Origin of the sequence: Shewanella algae (assembly GCF_009183365.2) — a bacterium.
GTDB classification, from domain to species: domain Bacteria; phylum Pseudomonadota; class Gammaproteobacteria; order Enterobacterales; family Shewanellaceae; genus Shewanella; species Shewanella algae.
This window is the reverse complement of the sequence record NZ_CP068230.1, coordinates 725,656-746,747: the sequence shown is the minus strand read 5'-3', so window position 1 is coordinate 746,747 and position 21,092 is coordinate 725,656. Positions and strand designations below refer to the sequence as shown.

Here is a 21,092-nt window from a genome sequence, read left to right as displayed (position 1 = left end):
CCATCAATAACTTACACCAACCAAGAGGGACCTATGCCTACAACCTTTATATCCAGTCACAGACTGGGCAATGAAGCTTGCCCCGAAGATTTGGCCTTCCTGCTTAAACATTGCCGAGACTGGCTTGAAAGCGAGCTGTTCGTCCGCTTTCCTGAAGATGAAGATTGGGCGCCGTGGGAGGATACCAGTTACCTGAATGAAGATGACTGGGCCGACCCCGAAATAGCCGCCAACGTTAAAGCCATAAGTGATACCTGCAAGCACATCGCCTTTGTGGCCGAACTGCCCGATGGTGAGTACCTGGGTTACTGGCGCGGTGAAGCCAAGCGCCCGATAGCCGAGAGCCCGCTGGTCAAATACAGCAATGACGGCTGCTTCAGCCTCTGGGGCACGAGTATGCTGCAGGCATTGCATTTCGACATGGAAGAAGCACTCTTGGATGAACTGCGGGAAATCGCCGAGCGGGCAGGATGGCAACTGAGCCAAGCCCACTTGAGCGACTATTGCGAGAGCGAAGCGCCGGACAGCCCGGATGAGTTCCATCAGGCCAGATATCAATTCCATCGGCAGCATCCCTGAGCAGGAAAACAACCTTCTGAGCCAGCAGGCGTCAAAGAGCAAGAACTAAAAAACAAGGACAGCCCTGAGCCGTCCTTGTTGCTATGAGCTTAGTTCGCGTTTTTAGCCATTCACACCAATAACCAAACTAATCAGAGAGCTCATCTGCCAGCAAAAACGGATTTACCGTAGAAGCATGAAAGCCTTTTGCGTTTAACTTGGCATCCAAAGCCATAGAGGCAATATCGTCCGCAACCACATCCATCCTGGGATCTAGGTTCATAAACAGCATCTTGCTGTAGCCGTGGCAATCATCGCAGCTTTCAATGCGAACCGGCGTCTGATATTTGTCAAACGACCACAAACTCACCTCTTTTGCTTGATTGCAACTGCTGCAATGCGCCCGAATAAAATGCCATTGTGTTTCACACAAACTGCAGTGCAAATAACGCAGGCCTTCACGGGGTTTATCAACCACCACACTGGCTACCGGATGACTGCCACACACAGGACACATGGATTGCTGTTTAATCTCAGTGGTATCCATACGGCTGGCTACGGCCGCTGCCCAATGACTCCAATAAACAGATAACGCAGCCCACAAAAACAAGCGGTATTCTGCCGGTACCTGGCTGAATCGGCCATCCAACAGGCTGCCCGCCCACTGTTGCAGTTGCTCGGGTGTTTGACGCATCAACTGCCGTATCACTTGCGCCACATTGGCAGGCACAGTATCCAGCAGTTCACTGAGCAGTTGTTGCAACAGTGCTATCCAGTAGCCATTTTTCTGGATCCCGCGCAGTGGCATGGTGGCGCCGGTGTCGATATCCGGTGCCGGCCCCATTAGGGTGTCGCATAGTTTATGCTGCACCAACACCATGGAGCGACACAGCGCCAAATAATCTTCCAGCGAAGAATCCTTGGCAAGCTCGGCCAAGCGCTCCGCGCGGCGTAGGTAAACCTCTTTGGGATCGGCCGTGATCAGCACTTTCAAAGCCAAAGGGGAGCTGTCGGTAAAACTTGATGGGATCTCGCCGGCAAGACTCATGGTCAGTTATCCTCGTGTTCGTTCAACATGGCCGGATGGTGTTTGCAGGCCCAGGCCTTCGACACTTTGCCGTACAACATGCCAGTGATAGAACCTTCAATCCAACAAGCCATCCATACATGCACCACCAAGGCTATAAGCATCAGGATGCCGCAGGCCGAGTGGATCAAGGTGGCCCAGTTCACCGCTTCGGCAGAGAACATAGGAGCAAAGTAGGGCTGCCACATCATGAAACCGGTGACGATAAACGCCAACACGAAAACCACAAACGAGCGGAACAACATCTTTTGGCCAGGGTTGTAATGACCAACTGGAGGAATGTTTTCCTCTTTCTGAAGCAAAACCCACACAATGGCCTTCATCCACGGCAGATCATACCGGTTCCATTTGTTGTGGTTGTAGTAGCGCAGCAGCATCACTGCCAGCAGCACACACATAGCTATGCCAAAGAAGGGATGCATCACTTTCGCCAGTTGTGGCGTACCCACTATGCCACTCAGCCACTGAAACGATGGAAAGAAGAAGGCAAACCCGGTCAGGAAGGTGACCAGGCCCACAAAGACAATGACCCAATGGCAGATCCGGTCAATGAGCTTATGACGAACAATCATCGGCTGGTTACTCATTGTTTTTCCTCCTCTGCTTCGGTGACAGGCTCTGCATATCCGGGCTGATCTTCCTCAACGATATTGCGACCCACGGTAATCCTGTGCAGCAAGGCAATACCCGCTGTGGCCAACAGGCCGGCAGCGCCCAAAGGCTTCAACCAGTCCTGGCGGATTTCGGTTGCAATCGGTACCCGGGGTTCTATCGGCATGCCATAGGTTTCCGGCTTATTGATATTGTGCAGAATCATCATGTAGTGACTGCCGCCAACCCCTTCAGGGTTGTACAGGCCGGCGTTGGCATAACCCCGCTCTTTCAACTGTGCGACCCGCTTTTCTGCGTAGAACAACATGTCTTCGCGGGTTCCAAATCGCAGAGCCCCTGTGGTACAGGTCTTCACGCATGACGGCTCCAAACCCACGGCGAGCCGGTCTGAACACAGAGTACACTTATAGGCCTTGTTATCCTTTGCGCTCACTTTGGGCACATTGAATGGACAAGCGCTGGCACAATAACCACAGCCGATACACTTGTCAGAATCAAAGTCCACAGTGCCGTTGGCGTGTTGCACTATGGCCCCGGCGGTTGAGCAAGCTTTCAAACAAGCCGGGTCGGCACAATGCATACAGGCGGTATGGGTAAACTGCCAACGCAGTTGGTTGTCATCCACAACTTCGTGATATTGCATTATGTTCCAGCTATCCGGAGACAGAGTCATAGGATTCTGGTAACTGCCCTGGAAAGTACCAACGTCTTCACGCAGGTCGTTCCACTCTGAACAGGCAACCTGACAAGCCTTACAGCCGGTACATTTGGTCGCGTCAAACAGCTTGGTCACTTGTTGTACTGCACCGATGCGGCCATGAGCGGCCGGAGTGATATCTGCGGTACCCGAGCGGCGAATAATATCCTGAGAAGCCATAATCAAAAGCCCTCCGCTTTAGAAATATTCACAAGGAATGCTTTATATTCAGGAGTTTGCGTATTGGCATCCCCCACTGCAGAAGTCAGCTCATTGACGATATAGCTCTTTTGCGTCAGCGCTTCATAACTGCCATGGCGTGGAATACCTATGGTGTGCACAGCTTTACCTTGTACCATCATGGGTTGCAGACGCTTGGTCACATAAGCCTTGGTGATGATATGGGATCGTTTGGAGGTCACTTTCACCCAATCCCCATTGGCAATGCCCTTCTGAGCCGCCAGGGTTTCATCGATTTCGATAAAGTGTTGTGGCTGGGTAATGGCCGCCAAACGGCAGTGAGTCGTCCAGTTGTTGAAGTGCTCTGTCATTGAGTAGGTTGTGCCTACATATGGGAACTCTTCATTGGTCCCGAAGGTTTCACGCATTCCCTGGAACATACGGGCCACTGGGTTGTTGGTGACCTTGGGATGCAAGGGGTTGCTCGCCAGCGGTGATTCAAAGGGTTCGTAGTGTTCAGGGAAAGGACCATCTTTCAAATCGCGCAGTGCAAACAAATGCCCCACCCCATCGGCCTGCATGATGAATGGGTGTGCCGAATCCTGAGCATTCAACTTGGAATTGAAGTCAGGCACATCTATGCCTTGCCACTTACCGTCTTTGTACTCGAGCAATACGCGGCTGGGATCCCTTGGCTTTCCTTGCACATCGCATGAAGCACGGTTGTACAGAATGCGGCGGTTGGCAGGCCATGCAAATGACCAGTTGGGCGTTATCCCCTTACCCGATGGGTCACTGTTGTCGCGGCGGGCCATCATGTTGCCCTGCTCTGTCCACTGACCTGAGTAGATCCAGATACCGCAGGACGTTGAGCCGTCGGCTTTCAATTCAGTGAAGCTGTTCAGCAGCTTGCCGGTTTTAAGATCGTAGCCGTTCATCTCTTTCGCCAGCTCTTCCGAACTTGGCTCATGTTCGATGGCATAATCCCATTTGATTGCTGCTATAGGCTCTGGCAAACGGCCGCCTTCTTCACGATACAAGCGTTTCAGTTCCAGCATGATGCCGGAGAGAATGGCAGGATCCGACAGGGCTTCTCCCGGTGGATTGGCACCTTTAAAGTGCCATTGCAGCCAACGGCTGGAATTGGCAATAGAGCCGCTTTCTTCGGCAAAACAGGTGGTTGGCAGACGGAATACTTCGGTTTGAATATTTGCGGTATCAACATCGTTGAACTGCCCCGCATTACGCCAGAAACTTGAAGTTTCATTCGCCAAGGCATCCAGAATGACCAGAAACTTCAGGTTTGATAAACCTTTGGATACTTTCTGTTTATCTGGTTGAGAGTTCAGGGTATTGATACCTTGAATAAAGTATCCATTCACTTCACCGTGAACCATCATGTCTATCTGTTTGTTGATATCGTACTGTTGATCCCATTTGGGCAACCAGTCATAGCCGTAATCGTTTTCAGCCGTGGCGTAATCGCCGTAGAAAGATTTCAGCAGCGACACAGTAAAGGCCGGGTAGTTATGCCAGTAATTGGTTGAATTGGGACGCAGCGGTTTGGGCGTGTAATGGTTCAAGTAGGCTTCAAGATTAATATCCTGATCCTGTGGCAGTTTCAGATAACCAGGCAGACCTTGGCACAACAACGCCAAGTCAGTAGCCCCCTGCACGTTTGAGTGACCACGCAGCGCATTGACCCCACCGCCCATGATCCCCATGTTACCCAACAGCAACTGGATCATCGCCATGGTACGAATGTTCTGCGCGCCGACACTGTGTTGCGTCCAGCCCAGCGCATACAGGAAGGTGGCCGCTTTGTTGTCGACATGGGTAGCCCCAAGCTGTTTGCATACATCCAAATAGGCTTCTTTGGGGGTACCTGTGATACTCGAAACCGTATCCGGGTCGTAGCGTTCAACGTGCTTTTTCAACATGTTCAACACACAGCGGGGATGCTGCATGCTTGGATCGACTTTAGCGTAGCCTTCATCATCCAATTCATAGAACCAGGAAGACTTGTCATAGGTGTTGGCCGTTTCATCAAAACCACTGAATAGCCCCTCGTTGAAGTCAAAGTCTTCACGCACGATAAACGGGGCATTGGTATAGGCTTTAACATACTCAAGGTTGATTTGATTGGTGCTGAGCAGATAACGGATGACCCCGAGCAAGAAGGTGATGTCTGTACCTGATCGCAATGGAGCATAGGTATCGGCCACAGCAGCACTGCGGTTAAAGCGAGGGTCCACCACAATCAAGCGCGCATTATTGTGCTCCATCGCCTCGGTTACCCAACCAAAGCCAACCGGGTGTGCTTCAGCCGCATTTCCCCCCATGACAATCGCCAGATCGGTATTTTTCATATCGGCCCAGTGGTTGGTCATGGCTCCGCGGCCAAAGGTCGGTGCCATGGCGGCCGGTGTCGGCGCATGGCATACCCTGGCAATGTTATCCAGGCCCAGCATGCCTATGGCACGACCAAATTTATGGGTCATGAAGCAACCTTCGTTGGCCTGTGCCGACGAGGTCATCATCCCCAGACTGGTCAAACGGTTTACAGTTTGGCCCTTGGCGTTTTTCTCAACCAGGTTCGCGTCACGCTCATCCTTGACCAAGCGAGCGATGCGTTTAAACGCTTCCTCCCAACTGATACGTTGCCATTTATCACTGCCGGGAGCCCTGACTTCAGGGTATTTCAGTCGATGAGGACTGTTCACGTAATCCACCAACCCGGCCCCCTTGGGACACAAGGCACCGCGATTGATTGGGTTATCGGCATCACCTTCGATGTGGAAGATGTGCTGCTCGGCATTCTTGCCATTACTGCTTTGGCTGTACATCAATAAGCCACAACCTACTGAACAATAGCAGCAGTTATTGCGCGTCTCTTTCGCCCTGAGCAGTTTGAATTGTCTGACCGCAGCAAATGCCTTTTCAGACATCAATCCCAGTGCAGAGATTGCAGATGTTGCAGCTCCGGCAGCACAGAGTTTGAAAAACTGTCGTCTGTTCATTGTCATTTCACACACTCTCTTGTTATGTGCAATTTCCAACTGCGGCATGGGTGCCACAGACTCGAGTCAGGTAAAGTCCTTACTCACAGCAGGAGCATTCTAATAAATGACAATAAATAACAAATACAGACATGTGATCAGCAACACACTATCACAGCCACAGAAATTAAAACCAAAATTAATTTATGAAAAAGAATTAAAAACTAAAAGTATATTTAAAAACACAAATCAACAGAATTTAACTCCAAATAGCCATTGGTCAAATTGTCTGGTCAAAATGACCATAATGTATAACTTTGATAGCGAAGCAATTAATTAGCGTGACATACATCACCAATTAATCAATATAGAGCCTGTTAATAGAGCTAAATCAGCAAAAGCTTATTTGTGACCTATTTCTCACTTCAAGGATCTTTAATTTCATTAGAGGGGAGGGAATTCGCATCAAACAGCAGAGAACTGCTAATTAAGTACATGGTGATACTGGGTAAATTGGCTGGCAAGAAAGCACTGATAAATGAACCTGGCAGACTGAAATGATTTAAAGATTCTGGCCATATTTTGAATCGAAAAAGGACAGTTCTTGATCTGTCCTTTTTTCAGGTATGACTTGAAGTTTTCGTTTGGCACCTATTTCAAACCCAACTCATCCAAAAAGGTGCAAACGCCTCAGGCATGTCTGAAACTATCTATGCCTGAAGCACTTGTCAGCCAAGCAAGATCCCCGGCTTTCCATCCAAAGAACGGGCAATGGCACGGCGCCCCTCTGCTTCAGTGAAATCTTTGCTCAGAATGCTATCCACATAGAACCACTCGCTGACCACCTCTTCGCTGCTGAAGGTCAGCGTCATATAACCCCGGTTCAACAGGTTGGCGTATTTAAGGTCATCCACCAGCCCTACAACGGCCGCCTCTGTCGCCGGGATCTGCTCTGAAGGCAGGTTGAGGTAATACTCAAGACCAGGGGAGGAAACCGAACTGGTGGCAAACTCAACCCCAACCATGTTGCCGTCTTTGTCCTTGAGATCATTGGCCCAGGCATTGTGGGTATCACCGGCAATCACCACCAGGTTTTTACCCGAGGCCCGGGCAGTGGCCAGCACGACTTCACGCTCATAGGCATAGCCATCCCAGGCATCCAGGTTGTAGGGGATCGATGGCAGTTGCAAAAGTGCCAGCACTTCCGGCGTCAGTTTGGCCTGGTTGGCAGCCAGATAGGTCAGTTCCGCTTGGGTCAGTGTCGGATCGCCGGCCTGAGCACGAGCCGCCAGCTGGGCCAATGCCGCCAACTCGGCAAACTGCGGAATAGACAGCTGCTGAGTGGCTATCGCCGCCGGCAACATCATCCGCCCCATCAGTATCTGCTGCCCCAAAAGCTGCCACTTGGCACTGGATTGCAACAGTTTTCCCTGCAACCACAGCAGTTGGGTCTGGCCCAGAAGCGTACGCTGAGTGTCGGTCACGTCGGCGAGAAACTGCTGATCGTTGAAAGCGCCGGTAGCCGGATCCAGATAGTTGCCATAGTCCAACTGTTTGTCACGGGCCAACACCCGGGTATCCAGCATATGCAAATCCAGCAGATCGCCGAAGCTGAAACTGCGGTAGATCTCTTCATGATTGCCCTCGCGCCATGGGCGGATAGGCAGCCATTCGAAGTAAGCCTGCAATGCCGCCTGTTTACGGGCGTCGAAGTCCCCTTCCCCTTGGTTATGGTTTTCGGCACCATCCTTCCAGGTGTCGTTGGCCACTTCGTGATCGTCCCAGACGGTAATAAACGGCAGCTTGGCGTGCAGCTTCTGCAAACTGGCATCGCCGCGATACTGGCCATAACGGGTACGGTAATCGCTCAAGGACAGCAACTCTCCCGCGGGTAGTACCTCACGGCCCAGCTCGGCGGCATGTTCACTGGCATAACCACCACGGCCATATTCATAGATATAGTCGCCCAAGTGCAGCATGGCGTCGAGATCGTCCCGCTGCGCCGCCAGTTCATAGACATTGAAGTAACCGGCCGGGAAATTGGCGCAGGACATAACCGCCAGTTTGACCGAATCGACCGCGCCCTCGGGCAGGGTCTTGGTCATACCGACTGTGGATGTCTTGTCACCCGTCATAAAACGATAGAAGTAGCGGCTGCCGCTCTCCAGCCCTATGGCATCGACTTTAACCGTGTAGTCACGCTCGGCATTGGTCACCATTTCACCTGTGGTCACCAAGTCGCTGAAGGCACCATCACGGGACACCTGCCAGGATACTCTGACATCCCCCGCCGTTTGCGGTGTTACCCGGGTCCAGATAATCACGGCATCCTGAGTGGGATCACCACTGGCGACACCATGAAGAAAATCGGCGGCGACAGTATTGTCATCATTGTCACTGGAGCAGCCCATCAGGCCATATGAGAGTACGGCAGCGCCAACACCTTTGGCTGAGAGGGCAAGAAAGTCACGACGGGAGAAGTTGCGGGTCATTGTTATTATTCCTTTAAAAACGCTTCATAATGCTGGTATGAGGTCGGATGTCCAGATTGTGAAGTCAAACTATTACACAATTGTGACAACCAGGTAAACATCTGTTGATATTCAAACGAATTCAGTCGGTTAAACAAAATGACGTCCGCTTTAGGCCAAGGCACTTGCAGCCCGCGGTAACAGGGGGCAAAATGCCTTACAGGACAGAGAATTAGCCCTCTCAGGGCCCAGGTGAAGGAACAAGACAATGAAAGTCAAAGACATCATGAGCACCCAGGTGGTGTGTATCAGTGACGGCGCCAGCGTCAAGGACGCCCACCAGTTGATGCATTCCCGGGGCGTGCGCCATCTGCCGGTGATATCAGAAGCCAGCGGCACTCTGGTAGGGATACTCACTCATAAAAAGATGATTGCCACTGTAGTCAATCTGCTGACCCGCTACGGTCAGGGGGCGCTGGAACGAAAAGAACGCGGTACCCTGATAGCCGATCTGATTGAAACCGACTTTGAACCACTCAAGGCCGATGCACCACTGACCCAAGTGGTGGATTATTTTATCGCCAACAAGCATGGCTGCCTGCCTGTGGTGGACGAGCACAACAAGGTGCAGGGCATAGTCACCTCTTCTGACTTCGTCAAACTTTGCCGGGCGTTGCTCAAGGCTTGAACCCATCAAAAAAGCGTGCTTAGAGCACGCTTTTTTGGACTGAGCTTTTGCTTTTGGCGCAAGCTGAACCTATTGAATGAACCAGGTCTTAGGTCTTAATTCTTAGTTCTTAGGCCTCTGGCTCTATCTTATTGATACTGCCCTTATAGCCGGTTTCATCCACCGCCTTTATCAGCGCATCCATATCAAAGCCTTCAGGCACTATCACTCTGGCCTGCTGGGTCTTGAGCGAGGACTTGGCCTTAATCACGCCCTCTGTCTTGCGCAGCGCCTTGTTGATTACCGTGACACACAAAGGGCAGGTCATGCCTTTAACATCCAGGGTAACCACCAGATTGCCCGCCCAGGCAAACGGCGTGCACAGCAGCAGTAAAACCAGTAACAAGCTTCTCATTCAAACACCTCTAACAGCCAAGGTAATACAAAAGGGTAAAGCTGAAACGCCAATACCACAGGCACGGCCAGCCAGTAGAGCAGCAACATTCTGGTGCGGCTCATGGTCGCGGTGCACAGAGGCCTTTTGGAAAAATACAAACGCCAAAAGCCCAGCAGGATCAACAGAGTCGACAGCGCCAGCATGGGAACTTGCAGCCAGCCCAGCTGTTCAATGCCCGACAGCGAGGCCGCCGATACCCCAAACACCAGATAGATCAGCGGCCCAATACAGCACAGACTGGAGGCGACAGCGGCAACAACGGCTGCTGCCAGTGTCGCCAAAAACCCCTTAGAGCTGTTCTGTTGACTGGAAATCATAGGCGAAAACTTTAGGGTCATAGTAGTTCACAGGGTCGCCATCCACTTCGGCATAAGGATAGCCAAAGTTGTTCAGCGGCGTCTGCTCGGCCATGGGCGCCAGATCAAAGTCACGACCGAAATTGAAACCAACCCAGTTCATTTCCCAGTTACCGAACAGATAGTCGTTGACCGCCTGCACATCGGGATCCTGGTGTTGCTTGTTCTCGGTCAAACGCATCTTGGTCACATCCGCAGGGTCGGCCGGCAACCAGCCGTAACCCGCCAGATAGAACATGGCACGGCAGTGCTGACCACCACTGACCTTGGCCAGGCCGTTGACATCACTGCTGCCGAAGGCTTTCTTGGAGTATTTGCCCATCTTAATAGCCTGTCCAACACGGATCCCGAACATCTCCCGGGCAGGTATGCCGGCGGCGCGAGCCAAGGCCACAAATACCGAGTTGATATCAGTACACTTGCCACCCAGTTTGCCGCTCTCGAGAATAGTGGCCACATCACCCGTACCGCAACCGATAACATCGTTGTCGCGGAACATATTGGCGCTGACCCAGTTGTAGATGAGGCGGGCCTTTTTCAGCGGGTCGGTTTCCTTGCCAACAATCTTGTCTGAAGTCTGCTTCACTATGCCATCAATGGGCATATGCTTGGTCGGCAGCAGATAGCGCTCCACATCCACCGGGTACTGGATGGTTTTTGGGGCGCGATAGTGTTCGAGTTCGCCGTTTTTCAGCGGTTCCCAGTCGAGGGTTTCCAGCTCCATGACCAACTGCAGCTCCATCTTGCCTTTGGCATCAGGCCAGGTGGCAAACAGAGTCTTGGCACCATAGCTGTTATCGGCAGTGATATAAGCGTCCTGGAAATTGCCTTTGAAGTTCAGCTTGCGTAGCTGCTGAAACTGGGTGTCTTCCACCAGCGGGATCCACAACTTGACCACGCCCTCTGAGCCCTCGGGTGCGATCAGTTGGTAATCTTGAGTCAGGGTGAAATGTCTGCGGCCGTCGGCGGAATAATGCTCGACGGCCTTGGTCTTCGATGTGGCCGCCATCACAGGGCTGATGATACCGGCCGTCGACAAAATAGCCGCAGTTTTTAAAAAATTGCGTCTTTGCATTATTCGATTCCTTACGTTTGATTAACAGACGAGTCAATGAGGTGCCCGCTGGCGGACCGAAGCATTATAAGTGGCGGCCCCTGGCACCGCAACAAAGCCGCAGACACAGGGTCAGTGCAGCCAGAGTCACCAGCAAGGTGGAATAATAAGAAAAATTAACAAGTTTGCGAGACAAAACAACCATATTGGTCATCTTGTCTCGCCTTACGTTTACCAATGTAAAGCCGGTATGGCAGACAGAAAAACCGGCGCCGGATCACATTCTTACCTGGGCTTATCTCAGCCCCACTTCCACGTCGCGGATAATGAAGTTACCCGAATAAAGCGGATGGGGTTCACCCAAAGGCTCCAGGGCAAAGAAGCGTTTGTGCTCTTCACTGAGCCCCTCGAAGCCGCCTATCACCTGATAGAGCCAGCTTTCCGGATCCCAGGACAGCTGTTGCTGCTGCAGATATTCCAGCGCCGAAGTGTTGCGGCCCGAGTCAATGACGGCGCAGAAGTACTCATCCACGGCCTCTTTGAGCGGGTTATCAGGAATATCAAAGTCTTCCTGAGGATTAACCGCAACCGGCACATCGTGCTCCTGCAACCTCTTCGGCAGATGGTCACGACTGATAGCCTTGATACGGGCCACCATCTCCATCAGTTGCAGTTCCTGGCCGCTGTTATTCACATCCACAGATGCCGGTGCCAGCAAGGCCTCGGCATGATTGAACAGCACAGGCACCTGCTTGTGCGCCACATGGTCGGCCACCTGGTAGTCTGGGTGCAAATCTGTATACAGCAACCAGCCTTTGAGCAAACGGGTACGACCGCGGATCTGCCTGAAGCGTCCCAGCAATTCCAGTAGACGCCCCTGCACCACACTCAGCTCCTGGGTGCAATCACTGAGAGTGTCCTGCAACATGGTCACCAGCAGGCGGCGCAGCTCACGGATATCACCGGCAATTTCGCCAAGCTCGGTAAACTCAAACAGCTCCAGGCCGTTAAGCAGTTCCGATACCTGACTCTGAGCCAGCTCGTTTTCACGGATCTTGGCGTTAATTGAGCCCACATACCCAAACTCGTTATTGATCCGGCCCCAGAGCACACGAATGGAGTAACGCAGGCTCTCGGTGAAGCTGAATACGTGTTCGGTCAAGTCCGCCAGATAGGCCTCGGCGGCGCTGTAATCCACACTGGCGCGCGCCTCACGGTAGTGATTGGCCAAGGTCTTGATGGTAGCCAGGGCCGAACCGACGTTGGCGTTGATCTGGCGGTTACGCTCATCCTTGAGGCCCTCTTCCAGCAGGGCCCTGACATTACGCGACAATCTGAGCGGTTCGTCCGGCTCGGGGCGCCAGAGAATGCCGTTGTCGGTAAGCTTCTTCAGCAGCGCAGGTTCCTGCCGGGTCTCGTCCAAGCTACCGGAAAGATAGGCGTCCATCACCAATTCGGCGTTACGCCCAAGCAGCCTCAGCAGCTTGACCCCGGCCTGATGCAGGTTGCTGCTCATATCAGATCCCTCTGGGTGGCAGTTTCAGCCTGAGCCTCCAGACTGAGGCCCTCGGTTTCATCGATAAAGCGGATCACTTCGTAGAGGTAATCCAGCTTGCCGGTGGCGATATAGATCTGTTTTTCCGGATTCGGCCGCACCAGATAACCCAGCTCCTGCAAGCGCTTGAAAACCAGTTTAATCTGGCCATCGACACTGCTTGAGCTGGAGCCGAACAAGCGATACTGGCTCAGCTTGGCCAGTTGTTCGCGAAACGCCGGCGTATCCTCTATGCGGCTCTGCAATTCGGTAAGCCGCACCGCCGCGCCTTCGGTCAGGGGCGCGTCCTGGCCGCTGGCTTCCTGCACCAATACCAGCCATTCCACCATGGGGATCAACGCCTGGCAGATATCGCGAAACTGCGCCGAAATCACTTTGCGCTCGTCCTCTCCCAACTGCAGATAACCGCAGAAGAAGACTTCGCCCTCGGCGGCCTGGGCCACAGTGCGGTTGATTTGGTTGAGATAGGCCTCGACTCTGTCACGGGTGGCCGGGCTCTTGAGTGAGCGCCAGCCTTCCTCATCCGTGGTGCGGCAGATAAATTCACCCTTGAGCAGGCGCTCAATCAGGGCGCCTGAGCCGACGATAGTGCTTTGCAGTTCGCTCATTACACCGCCTCCTTGGCCAAGCGCTCAGAGAGCTTTTGCGCTATGGGATCGACCTTGGGTTTAACCACCTGCAGTCGCTTGGTCTGCTTGTTGATGATGTAGCGGTTGGCAAACAAATTCAGTACCTCGGACTCAGGGTTGGGGAAAGCACCCAACACGCTGATATTGTTGTTTTCACAGGCATCGAAGATCTTCTTCACGTTAGCGTGGTGCAAGGTGCCCAGCTCATCAATCGGCCAGTGCACAGTGACATCCGCCTTGCCCCGCAGCAAGCGGGTAAAGGCCAGCAGAAACTTACAGAGGATCAGATAAGCCATACCATGACTGGATGACTCGTTGAGCTGACGGTCGGTGCGGATCACCAGATCTGAGTTGCCCTCCTTGAGGCGCAGCTCAATCTCCAGCAGCTTGGCGATGCCGCCGGTCAGGGCCGAGCGGCCTATGATATCCAGTGCCCGGCGCATGCTGTTGGTATAGTGCTCATCCGGCAGACCGGTGAAGCCTTCGGCCTTCCAGGCACGGAACGCCTTGACGAACAGCTCCAGCTCAGGCCAGAACTCAAGTTCGCTGATACGCGAGCGGATCCTGACCGCAGATTCAGAGACGCCGTCGAGGAACAGCTCCTCCCCGACTTCGCGGGTAATACGGGCGCTCTGGGAGGCAATACGGCGGTCGATATCGGCCAAAACATCGTAGAAGGCGGTCAGGTCGACACCGAAGATCCGGCCCTGTTCACGCAGCGCGGTAATCGACTGCGGCACCATCACATTGAGCAACTGGGCCAGATGCGGCACCAACTTGCGATAATCCAGCAGGCGTATGCCCTTGTCGTTGACTGAGCTGGACTCTTCACGGGCCTTTTCCCAGAACTCGGACAGGCTGGAGCCTGACTTGCTGGCAATCACCTGATCGAAATGATCCACATACTGCCTGACCGAACCCAGCAGATGCTCCCGCTTGAGCAACAGCTCCTCGCCCTGACGCAGACGTTCACCCAGGCTGCCCTGGGGCTCTTCATCGTTACGCGGCAACTTCAGTTCAGCCAGCTTACGCAGCAAGGCGCGCAACTTGGTGAGGTTTTCCGAGGCCTCTACCTGAGCGGCATCGGACTGGCGCCTTTGTAGCTCCAGTTGCTGGCGGGCATGTTTGACTTCGTTGGCCTTGGTTTTCAATTGCTGATCCAGCTCGGAGGCGGCGCGCTTTACTTCGCCCAAGTCGGTCACCAACTTGGGTTTACGCACCAACCAGGTATGCTGATACCAGTCGTCATAGCGCAGCACTTCACTGCGGCGCTGCTCGGCAGCGGCAATAGCACCTTCCAGCTCGCGGATCTCCCGCTTGAGGGCGAGAATTTTGTCTTCGTCCACCCCGCGGGACTTGAGCTCGTTCTTGTACCACTGCTCGCAGGCTTTTTGCTCCTCTTTGGCACGACTGCGACGCTGATTGATGCTCTCCTTGAGCTGCTCCAGGTGCTGCTCCAGCGCGCCGACCACTTCCTGCCAGTAGGCATTCTTTTCCATTCTGGCATCCAGCGCCTGCTCTTTAAGCTCCTCCAGCCATTCCAGGTGCTGGTTGCGCAGCTGTTTCATCTCCTGATCCAGCAGTGTCAGGCGTTTACCGGCCTGCGCCTTACGCTCTGCCAACGCCTTGTTGATCTGCTCCTGCACAGTGCGGCGCTCCTCGAACAGACGCCGCAAATCGTCACGCAAATTCTTGTATGCCGTGCGGGCAAAGGTCAGCTCGCGGTTCAGTTTATCCAGCGCTTCGTTGGCCTGCACCAGGCGCTCTTCCGCTTCTTCCTGCAGCCCATAGGCGTTTTGCAGCGCATCTTCGGCCTTGGCCAGCTTGGCCCTCAGCTCAGGCTCTGAACTGGCGTATTCGGGAATTTCCAGCGCCTTGAGATCCAATGAGATCCCGAAAAGGCTGTCACTTTCGACGCCGACATTGGGGTGCAAGTCAGTGCGGTGCAGCAAGTCGGGATGTACCACCTTACCCAGGTGCTGCTCCCAACCCGGCACCTCTTTACGCAGGAACTCCAGCAAGGTGTGGGACTGGGGGAACAGCATGTGTTTGAGATCGTCCAGATCGCCCTGGCGCTCCGTGACTCTGAGCGCGGCAATTCTGAGTGATTCGCTGGCCTGATCCCTGAGTGAGCGCTGCTTGCGCTCTTCGCTCATCAGCCGCTCCACCTTGGCGTTGGCAGCCTCCTGCTCGGCATCGGCGCGGTCGATACGCTCGTCGAATACCGCCAGGCTGAGCTTCTCCTCCTCGGTATAAGTCACACTGTCGACCTGCAGCTTGAGCTCGGCCGCATTGAGCTTGAGTTGGTACTCCTGCTCCTGGAATTTGGCCTTGCCGTTTTCCTGTTGTTCACGGAATTCGGCATCGAGGCGCGCCAAGTCTTCCCGGGCCACTTCACGCTGCTTGTCGCGGGCCTCTCGTTGCTTATCCAGCTCCTGCTGCAGCTTTTCCAGCTCCTTGTTGAGCTGTTCGCCAATCTTGCTGCGGCGGGCGTTATAGGCGGCTTCTATGTCCTGGTGTTTCTCTGTTTGCAGCTTGTGTCTTTCGCTGAGGTTCTCAAGATCGCTACGCCACAGCGGCAGCTGTTCCAGATTGGCCTTGGCCTGTTCAATATCGGCATCGAGAAACGCCGCATGCTGGTTTTCGATGGCGTCGAGTTCATACTCCAGCTTGGCGACATCGCCCTTGGCGGCAGACAGCTCCTGGTTAAGCTCGTCGCGCTGCTCTTTCCACTCATCGTCCAATGCCTTGAGACGGAAGTTCAGCTCCCGCGACAGGGTCTGATTTTGCTCCTGACGCTGGGCCTCCAGCACTTCGTCATTGCGATAACCTTTGGCCAGGCTGCCAAGACGCAGTTCGGCCGACAGCAGCTCGTTGAACTCCTGCTCCAGCTTGTCAAATTCGGGACGGATCTGCTCAAACCCGGCGATCAGCTGACTCTCGCGGATCCAGGCCTCGACGCGTTGTGGATTGAGCCTTGATGCCGGTGGGTTAACGCCATCTTCTTCCAAAATGGCGGCGATCATCGACTTGACCGTTTCCATTTTGCCTTCTTTGGAATGCACCGCCTTGGCCAGCTTTTCGATATGGCGCAGTGAATGGTCGGCCTCGCACAGAGAGAACAAACGGGCATAGCTGCGCAGCTCAGTGCGGCTGGTGCCTGTGTTGAGCAAGGTGCGGTCATTCTGGATGATGGCGCGAAACTCTCGGGTATTCAAAAGCTTGGTATGGTTCACTCCGGCGCGTTTCATCTCACGGCCCAGTTCGGCCATGGTATGGCACAAAATAGTGTCGCCGTTTTGGGACTTGATATAGTCTCCCAGTTCAAATCCCTTGGCGATAAAGCGATAGTTGACCCCTTTGCCATCGCCGGCCGAGGCCAGCACCGCCTGATACAGCAAGCCATCACTCTTTTGGTATTCGTAAATGATATAGCTGGATTCTCTGGGCAGATACCAGCGCTCGAAGCTGTCACGGGTCGAAGGCACGACCCGGCTGGGGTATTCACCATAAAACACAGGCACCAGACGCTGCAGCGTGGTCTTACCCGAGGCGTTGGTACCACAGATATTGGTATGGCCATCGAGCTTCAGTTCCACTACGCCCGGCAGATGGGTGTCGATCAGCACTATTCGAATCAAGCTTGGCATATAAATCCTTATGCAGACAGCAAGCACCAAACGGCCAGAGGCCCCGGCACTCGCGGCAACAGGCGGGCAAACCGCCTCAATACAGCAAAACCCTTAAATTAATGGAAAGACCCACCCTTGGCAATTGAATGGCCGGTAAAGAAAGCGGGATCCGCTGCGGGTTTCAAAGAATATTATTCAGGTTTGAACAGGCCTATCACTTCACCTGTCGCCTTATGGCTGACCTTGTCATCGGTCTGCTGCTCGCGGTAATCACACTCGACACACTCGACCGTTTCTATGCCGTTCTCCTTGAACAGCACTATGCTGTCCTGAGCCTGACATTTGGGGCATTTGGCACCGGCCACAAAGCGTTTCTTGATCCTGTTCATCTTCTGAGTCTAGTTGATAAGCAATGGCGCTATTTTGCCATATCTGTAGCCGCTGTGGCGCATTTTAAACAGCATTACGGCAATGTTTGCGCCAAGGTGCTGGAAAAGCGGGGGGATCCCCGTGCCGGATGATGACGTTAGCAAAACAGGCCTGCTGGTATCCGAAAGCCAAAGTTATAATGAAAATATCTGGCTATCGGGTACAATCGCCTGCTGTAGCGCGGATAGGGAAATCAATAATGGATCTTATTATCAAGCATGACTGGAATATTAGCGAAGTAGAAGCTCTGGCTTTACAAAAAGAGCTGGCAGCCAAAGTTGTAAAGACAGATCAGTTTAATGAAATCAAACTGATCGCTGGTGTTGACGTTGCCTATAAAAAAGATAACGACAACTTAGTAGCTGCTGTTGTTGTTCTCGATGCCAATAGTTTAGAGATTGTTGAAACAGCAACCGCAGAAGACAAGGTTCAATTTCCATATATTCCAGGACTGTTTTCCTTCCGAGAACTACCACCATTAATTCAAGCATTCGCAAAACTTCAGCACTCACCGGATTTGGTCGTGTGTGACGGACAAGGTTACGCACATCCCCGTCGTTTTGGCTTGGCTTGTCATCTTGGTGTTATTTTTGATATACCCACCATTGGCTGTGGTAAAACACGATTACTCGGCGAACATCAAGATCCAAGTCCAATAAGAGGGGCTATTGCACCTCTAATGGATCACAATGAAGTAATTGGTAATGTGTTGAGAACTCAGACAAGGATAAATCCTATCTACGTTTCAATTGGTCACCGTATTTCATTATCAACTGCTTGTGATTGGATTCTGAAGCTATCACCTAAATATCGTTTACCAGAAACGACTAGGCAAGCAGATCAACTTGTGAACTCTACTATCAAGCAGCTAAGCTAATACATCCTCTCGATTGAACTCGACATAACAATCTGGCTTATCAGATTTAAATAACTTTACGTCATCCAAGTTTATAAAAAATCAAGTCACCCATGATAAAACAATGAATTGCCACTGATTTCTTTCCTAGACACCTTTTAGTTAGATAAACTAGCTAGAAATCATCTTCAACAGAAATAACTCCTGCATTAACCAATGCAATCTGAGTATTTCTCAACAGATTAACGACTTCAGAATCATTAACACCCATTAAGCGTTCAATTACCTCCAACTGACAACCATTAGCTAGATTACTAATTATGACATCACTAGGTATAGACTGGCTGTTGACTGTAGAACTCACGTATGAAATCCAACCGACACTATTGTCAAACTCCATATCAGGATCTATTTTGCAAGCCAAATCATGAGACGTGAACACTGCAAATTCTGGATTACATTGTGTAACTAAAAGCTTCCAAACTTGCCTAAAAAACTGCAATTCATTGACTCTACTTTCAACTGTATAATCTAGTTTACATACAACAGAATTTCCCGGACTAGCAGTACCATATGCTCCCGAACTCACTATAATAAAAAAAACTGGCCCACAGTCCAATTTAACTTTCCACTGCGATGTGAACCCCAAAGGGGACAATAGGGAAACAGTCGAATCTTCTTGAACAACTTCTGTATATGCGACATCAGGGTCAAGCACTAAACTAATAATTTTACTCTTTTGTTCGAGAAAATCATCTGGCATCACATCTAGTTTTAGTCCCTTTGAGAGTATTTCAAATGAGCACGGGCGTTCTACCGCTGCCTCAATACCTATGAGTAAATCAATGATGAAAGATAAGTATTCATCTAGGCACTGTTGCCTGTCTTGCCAATAGAATCCCATGTATTCTTTTGCTCTAATCATTATTGACCACCCTTAGGCGTATAAACTGGTTTAATATGTTTAACTTTACTCTCTCTTAACAACTGATTTACAAGTTCAAACTTTTCTTGATTAGGTATATGCCACTCGACTTTCGTTTTCACCTGTGATGCTACAGCTGACTGCTTTCTCGAAGATATATGATATATAGGACATCCTAAAATAGGATATATAGGACATCCTAAAAAATATGATATATAGGACATCCTAAACACTTTCTGAGTTATAAGGAAAAGCTCACTGCAGGGTGTCAGTCTCTGATAAATAACGACGTATTTTTGGAAATGAGACTCTCTGAGGCGCTCACTTTCGGAGGTTCATGCAGAATTGCCGTAGCGGCATGCCTGCAGCAGGCTTAAGCCTGTTTCTGAAAAATTACCAACGGTTTAAGGTTAATGGAGATGTATTGCTTGGCTTTGTTGCTTACCCCGGCACCATTTACCGCCATATTTGGCCTTCATGGCACACATCGCATCCCATCGGCCACTCATGCCACTGTACTGACGGCGAAACTCTTTGGCGGAAGTTATCCAGGCATCGTCACTGATACCAAGCTCAAGCAGTAATTTGGGTCTGGAATAAGCAATATAGCCACGCTTGTCTTCCCGCACCGCCCAAAACATGCAGGACAACATGCAGGACACCCTAAACATTTTCTGAGCAGCAAGGAAGCACGCCGCCGGGTGTCAGTCTCTGATAAATAACGACAGTTTTATGGAAATGAGCCTCTCTGAGACGCTCACTTTCGGAGGTTCATGCAGAATTGCCGTAGCGGCATGCCTGCAGCAGGCTTAAGCCTGTTTATGCAAAATTACCAACGGCTTAAAGTTAATGGGGATGTATTGCTTGGCTTTGTTGCTTACCCCGGCACCACTTACCGCCATATTTGGCCTTCATGGCACACATCGCATCCCATCGGCCACTCATACCACTGTACTGACGGCGAAACTCCTTGGCGGAAGTTATCCAGGCATCGTCACTGATACCAAGCTCAAGCAGTAGTTTGGGCCTGGAAGAGGCAATAAAGCCACGCTTGTCTTCCCGCACCGCCCGGCCTGTCCAATCAATCAGCTCCAGATAGTCGGCAAAGTGAAATGGAATCCCGACTTGTTCGGCGGTAGTTGCCGCACCATCAAATTGCAGCAGTGGCTTAACTGAAGCATTGGCAGATGCAGGCTCAGCATGTTCTTCTATGCGCTCCTGAATGGATGTGTAATCAGAAGTTTGCAGCGAATCTGCAATACCTGCGCGAATGGGATTTAAATCCACGTACATCATGCAGGCCAGTAGCGCCTGTTCATCGAGCAGCGCCTGCGACTTAAAGCGTCCTTCCCAGAATACGCCCTTGCAGCCATCTTCTCGATTGGCCTTGCGGGCGATATCTTCGTTTAAACAGCGCATAAACCAACTGATACTGCCAAGGCGTTCCTGCCAATTACCAATCAGCGTATCCAACAGTATTCGCTCACCGTCTGAGAGACTATCGCCCTTGAGGAACTTTGCCGCCACAGGATTGCCACTAAAGAGCCCTGTCCAACGTTCAATGACTTCAAATGGCGACAACGATTGTTGCGCTGCAAGGTCGATTTTGAGCACCAAATGGTAGTGATTACTCATAACCGCATAAGCGCAAACGTCGATGCAGAATATTGACGACAACTGCCTGATTTTATCCACTATCCAGCCACGCCTATGTTCGTAACTGCGCCCCGACAGTGCATCTTCACCACACAAAAATGCCCTTCTCACGCAACGGTTAATCACGTGGTAAAAAGGCGTACTTTCAGCATCTATCAACTGGCGACGGGCGGTGGTCATAACCAACCTCGACTGAGCTTTGATGGGTATTTCAAAGCCTAGTCGAGGCTGTGTGAAACATCAAAAAGATATGGCTGTCCTGTTTTTTATTG

At 51.8% G+C, this 21,092-nt stretch carries 17 protein-coding genes and 1 pseudogene; 3 read left to right on the top strand and 15 right to left on the bottom strand.

Going from position 1 to position 21,092, the window contains the following annotated elements; translation table 11 throughout:
- Positions 1-33: 33 nt before the first annotated feature.
- On the top strand, positions 34-579 hold the full coding sequence (locus tag E1N14_RS03490; protein WP_025011283.1) for a hypothetical protein: 546 nt from the start codon (positions 34-36) through the stop codon (positions 577-579).
- A gap of 127 nt (positions 580-706) precedes the next feature.
- On the opposite strand, the gene fdhE is transcribed toward E1N14_RS03490, so the two are convergent.
- The 5 genes from fdhE to E1N14_RS03465 form a co-directional block, all read right to left on the bottom strand.
- Positions 707-1,606 carry a formate dehydrogenase accessory protein FdhE gene (fdhE, locus tag E1N14_RS03485; RefSeq protein ID WP_025011284.1) on the bottom strand — a complete coding sequence of 300 codons (900 nt, stop codon included), beginning with the start codon at positions 1,604-1,606 and terminating at the stop codon, positions 707-709.
- Positions 1,607-1,608: 2 nt separating this feature from the next.
- Entirely contained in the window at positions 1,609-2,232 is a 624-nt protein-coding gene (locus E1N14_RS03480) for a formate dehydrogenase subunit gamma (RefSeq protein ID WP_062793736.1), read from the bottom strand.
- Positions 2,229-3,134 carry a formate dehydrogenase subunit beta gene (gene fdxH, locus E1N14_RS03475; protein WP_025011285.1) on the bottom strand — a complete coding sequence of 302 codons (906 nt, stop codon included), beginning with the start codon at positions 3,132-3,134 and terminating at the stop codon, positions 2,229-2,231. The genes E1N14_RS03480 and fdxH overlap by 4 nt, the downstream gene beginning before the upstream one ends.
- Positions 3,135-3,136: 2 nt before the next feature.
- Positions 3,137-6,154: a formate dehydrogenase-N subunit alpha gene (fdnG, locus tag E1N14_RS03470; protein WP_081782968.1), complete on the bottom strand. Its 3,018-nt coding sequence runs from the start codon at positions 6,152-6,154 to the stop codon at positions 3,137-3,139.
- A gap of 707 nt (positions 6,155-6,861) precedes the next feature.
- Complete coding sequence (locus E1N14_RS03465) at positions 6,862-8,625, bottom strand: alkaline phosphatase D family protein (protein WP_062793737.1); 1,764 nt, start codon at positions 8,623-8,625, stop codon at positions 6,862-6,864.
- Between the two features lie 247 nt (positions 8,626-8,872).
- Between E1N14_RS03465 and E1N14_RS03460 the strand changes: the two genes are divergently transcribed.
- Positions 8,873-9,292 carry a CBS domain-containing protein gene (locus E1N14_RS03460; RefSeq protein ID WP_025011287.1) on the top strand — a complete coding sequence of 140 codons (420 nt, stop codon included), beginning with the start codon at positions 8,873-8,875 and terminating at the stop codon, positions 9,290-9,292.
- A 109-nt stretch (positions 9,293-9,401) separates the two neighbouring features.
- Here the strand turns inward: E1N14_RS03460 and E1N14_RS03455 are convergent, their stop codons facing one another.
- The 7 genes from E1N14_RS03455 to E1N14_RS03425 form a co-directional block, all read right to left on the bottom strand.
- The gene (locus tag E1N14_RS03455) at positions 9,402-9,686 is read right to left on the bottom strand and encodes a heavy-metal-associated domain-containing protein (protein ID WP_025011288.1); all 285 of its coding nucleotides are present in this window, start codon (positions 9,684-9,686) and stop codon (positions 9,402-9,404) included.
- Entirely contained in the window at positions 9,683-10,000 is a 318-nt protein-coding gene (locus E1N14_RS03450) for a mercuric transporter MerT family protein (RefSeq protein ID WP_037437323.1), read from the bottom strand. Before E1N14_RS03450 ends, E1N14_RS03455 begins: the two co-directional genes overlap by 4 nt.
- 16 nt (positions 10,001-10,016) lie before the next feature.
- A complete protein-coding gene (locus tag E1N14_RS03445) occupies positions 10,017-11,159 on the bottom strand; it encodes a transglutaminase-like domain-containing protein (RefSeq protein ID WP_062793738.1) in 1,143 nt (380 codons plus the stop codon).
- Positions 11,160-11,433: 274 nt separating this feature from the next.
- A complete protein-coding gene (locus E1N14_RS03440) occupies positions 11,434-12,654 on the bottom strand; it encodes a hypothetical protein (RefSeq protein WP_025011290.1) in 1,221 nt (406 codons plus the stop codon).
- The gene (locus tag E1N14_RS03435) at positions 12,651-13,301 is read right to left on the bottom strand and encodes a hypothetical protein (RefSeq protein ID WP_025011291.1); all 651 of its coding nucleotides are present in this window, start codon (positions 13,299-13,301) and stop codon (positions 12,651-12,653) included. The genes E1N14_RS03440 and E1N14_RS03435 overlap by 4 nt, the downstream gene beginning before the upstream one ends.
- A complete protein-coding gene (locus E1N14_RS03430; protein WP_025011292.1) occupies positions 13,301-16,972 on the bottom strand; it encodes an ATP-binding protein in 3,672 nt (1,223 codons plus the stop codon). Before E1N14_RS03430 ends, E1N14_RS03435 begins: the two co-directional genes overlap by 1 nt.
- Before the next feature lie 173 nt (positions 16,973-17,145).
- The gene (locus E1N14_RS03425; protein ID WP_025890053.1) at positions 17,146-17,343 is read right to left on the bottom strand and encodes a YheV family putative zinc ribbon protein; all 198 of its coding nucleotides are present in this window, start codon (positions 17,341-17,343) and stop codon (positions 17,146-17,148) included.
- Between the two features lie 239 nt (positions 17,344-17,582).
- Here E1N14_RS03425 and nfi point away from each other — a divergent pair, with 239 nt between their 5' ends.
- A complete protein-coding gene (gene nfi, locus E1N14_RS03420) occupies positions 17,583-18,260 on the top strand; it encodes a deoxyribonuclease V (protein ID WP_054743509.1) in 678 nt (225 codons plus the stop codon).
- Between the two features lie 154 nt (positions 18,261-18,414).
- Here nfi and E1N14_RS03415 read toward each other — a convergent pair whose 3' ends face one another.
- The 3 genes and pseudogenes from E1N14_RS03415 to E1N14_RS03405 form a co-directional block, all read right to left on the bottom strand.
- Entirely contained in the window at positions 18,415-19,164 is a 750-nt protein-coding gene (locus tag E1N14_RS03415) for an Imm52 family immunity protein (RefSeq protein ID WP_062793739.1), read from the bottom strand.
- A 410-nt stretch (positions 19,165-19,574) separates the two neighbouring features.
- Positions 19,575-19,796: pseudogene (locus E1N14_RS03410) on the bottom strand (alpha-amylase family glycosyl hydrolase); the annotation flags it as partial.
- Positions 19,797-20,010: 214 nt separating this feature from the next.
- Entirely contained in the window at positions 20,011-21,000 is a 990-nt protein-coding gene (locus tag E1N14_RS03405) for a transposase (RefSeq protein ID WP_152134856.1), read from the bottom strand.
- Between the last annotated feature and the right edge of the window lie 92 nt (positions 21,001-21,092).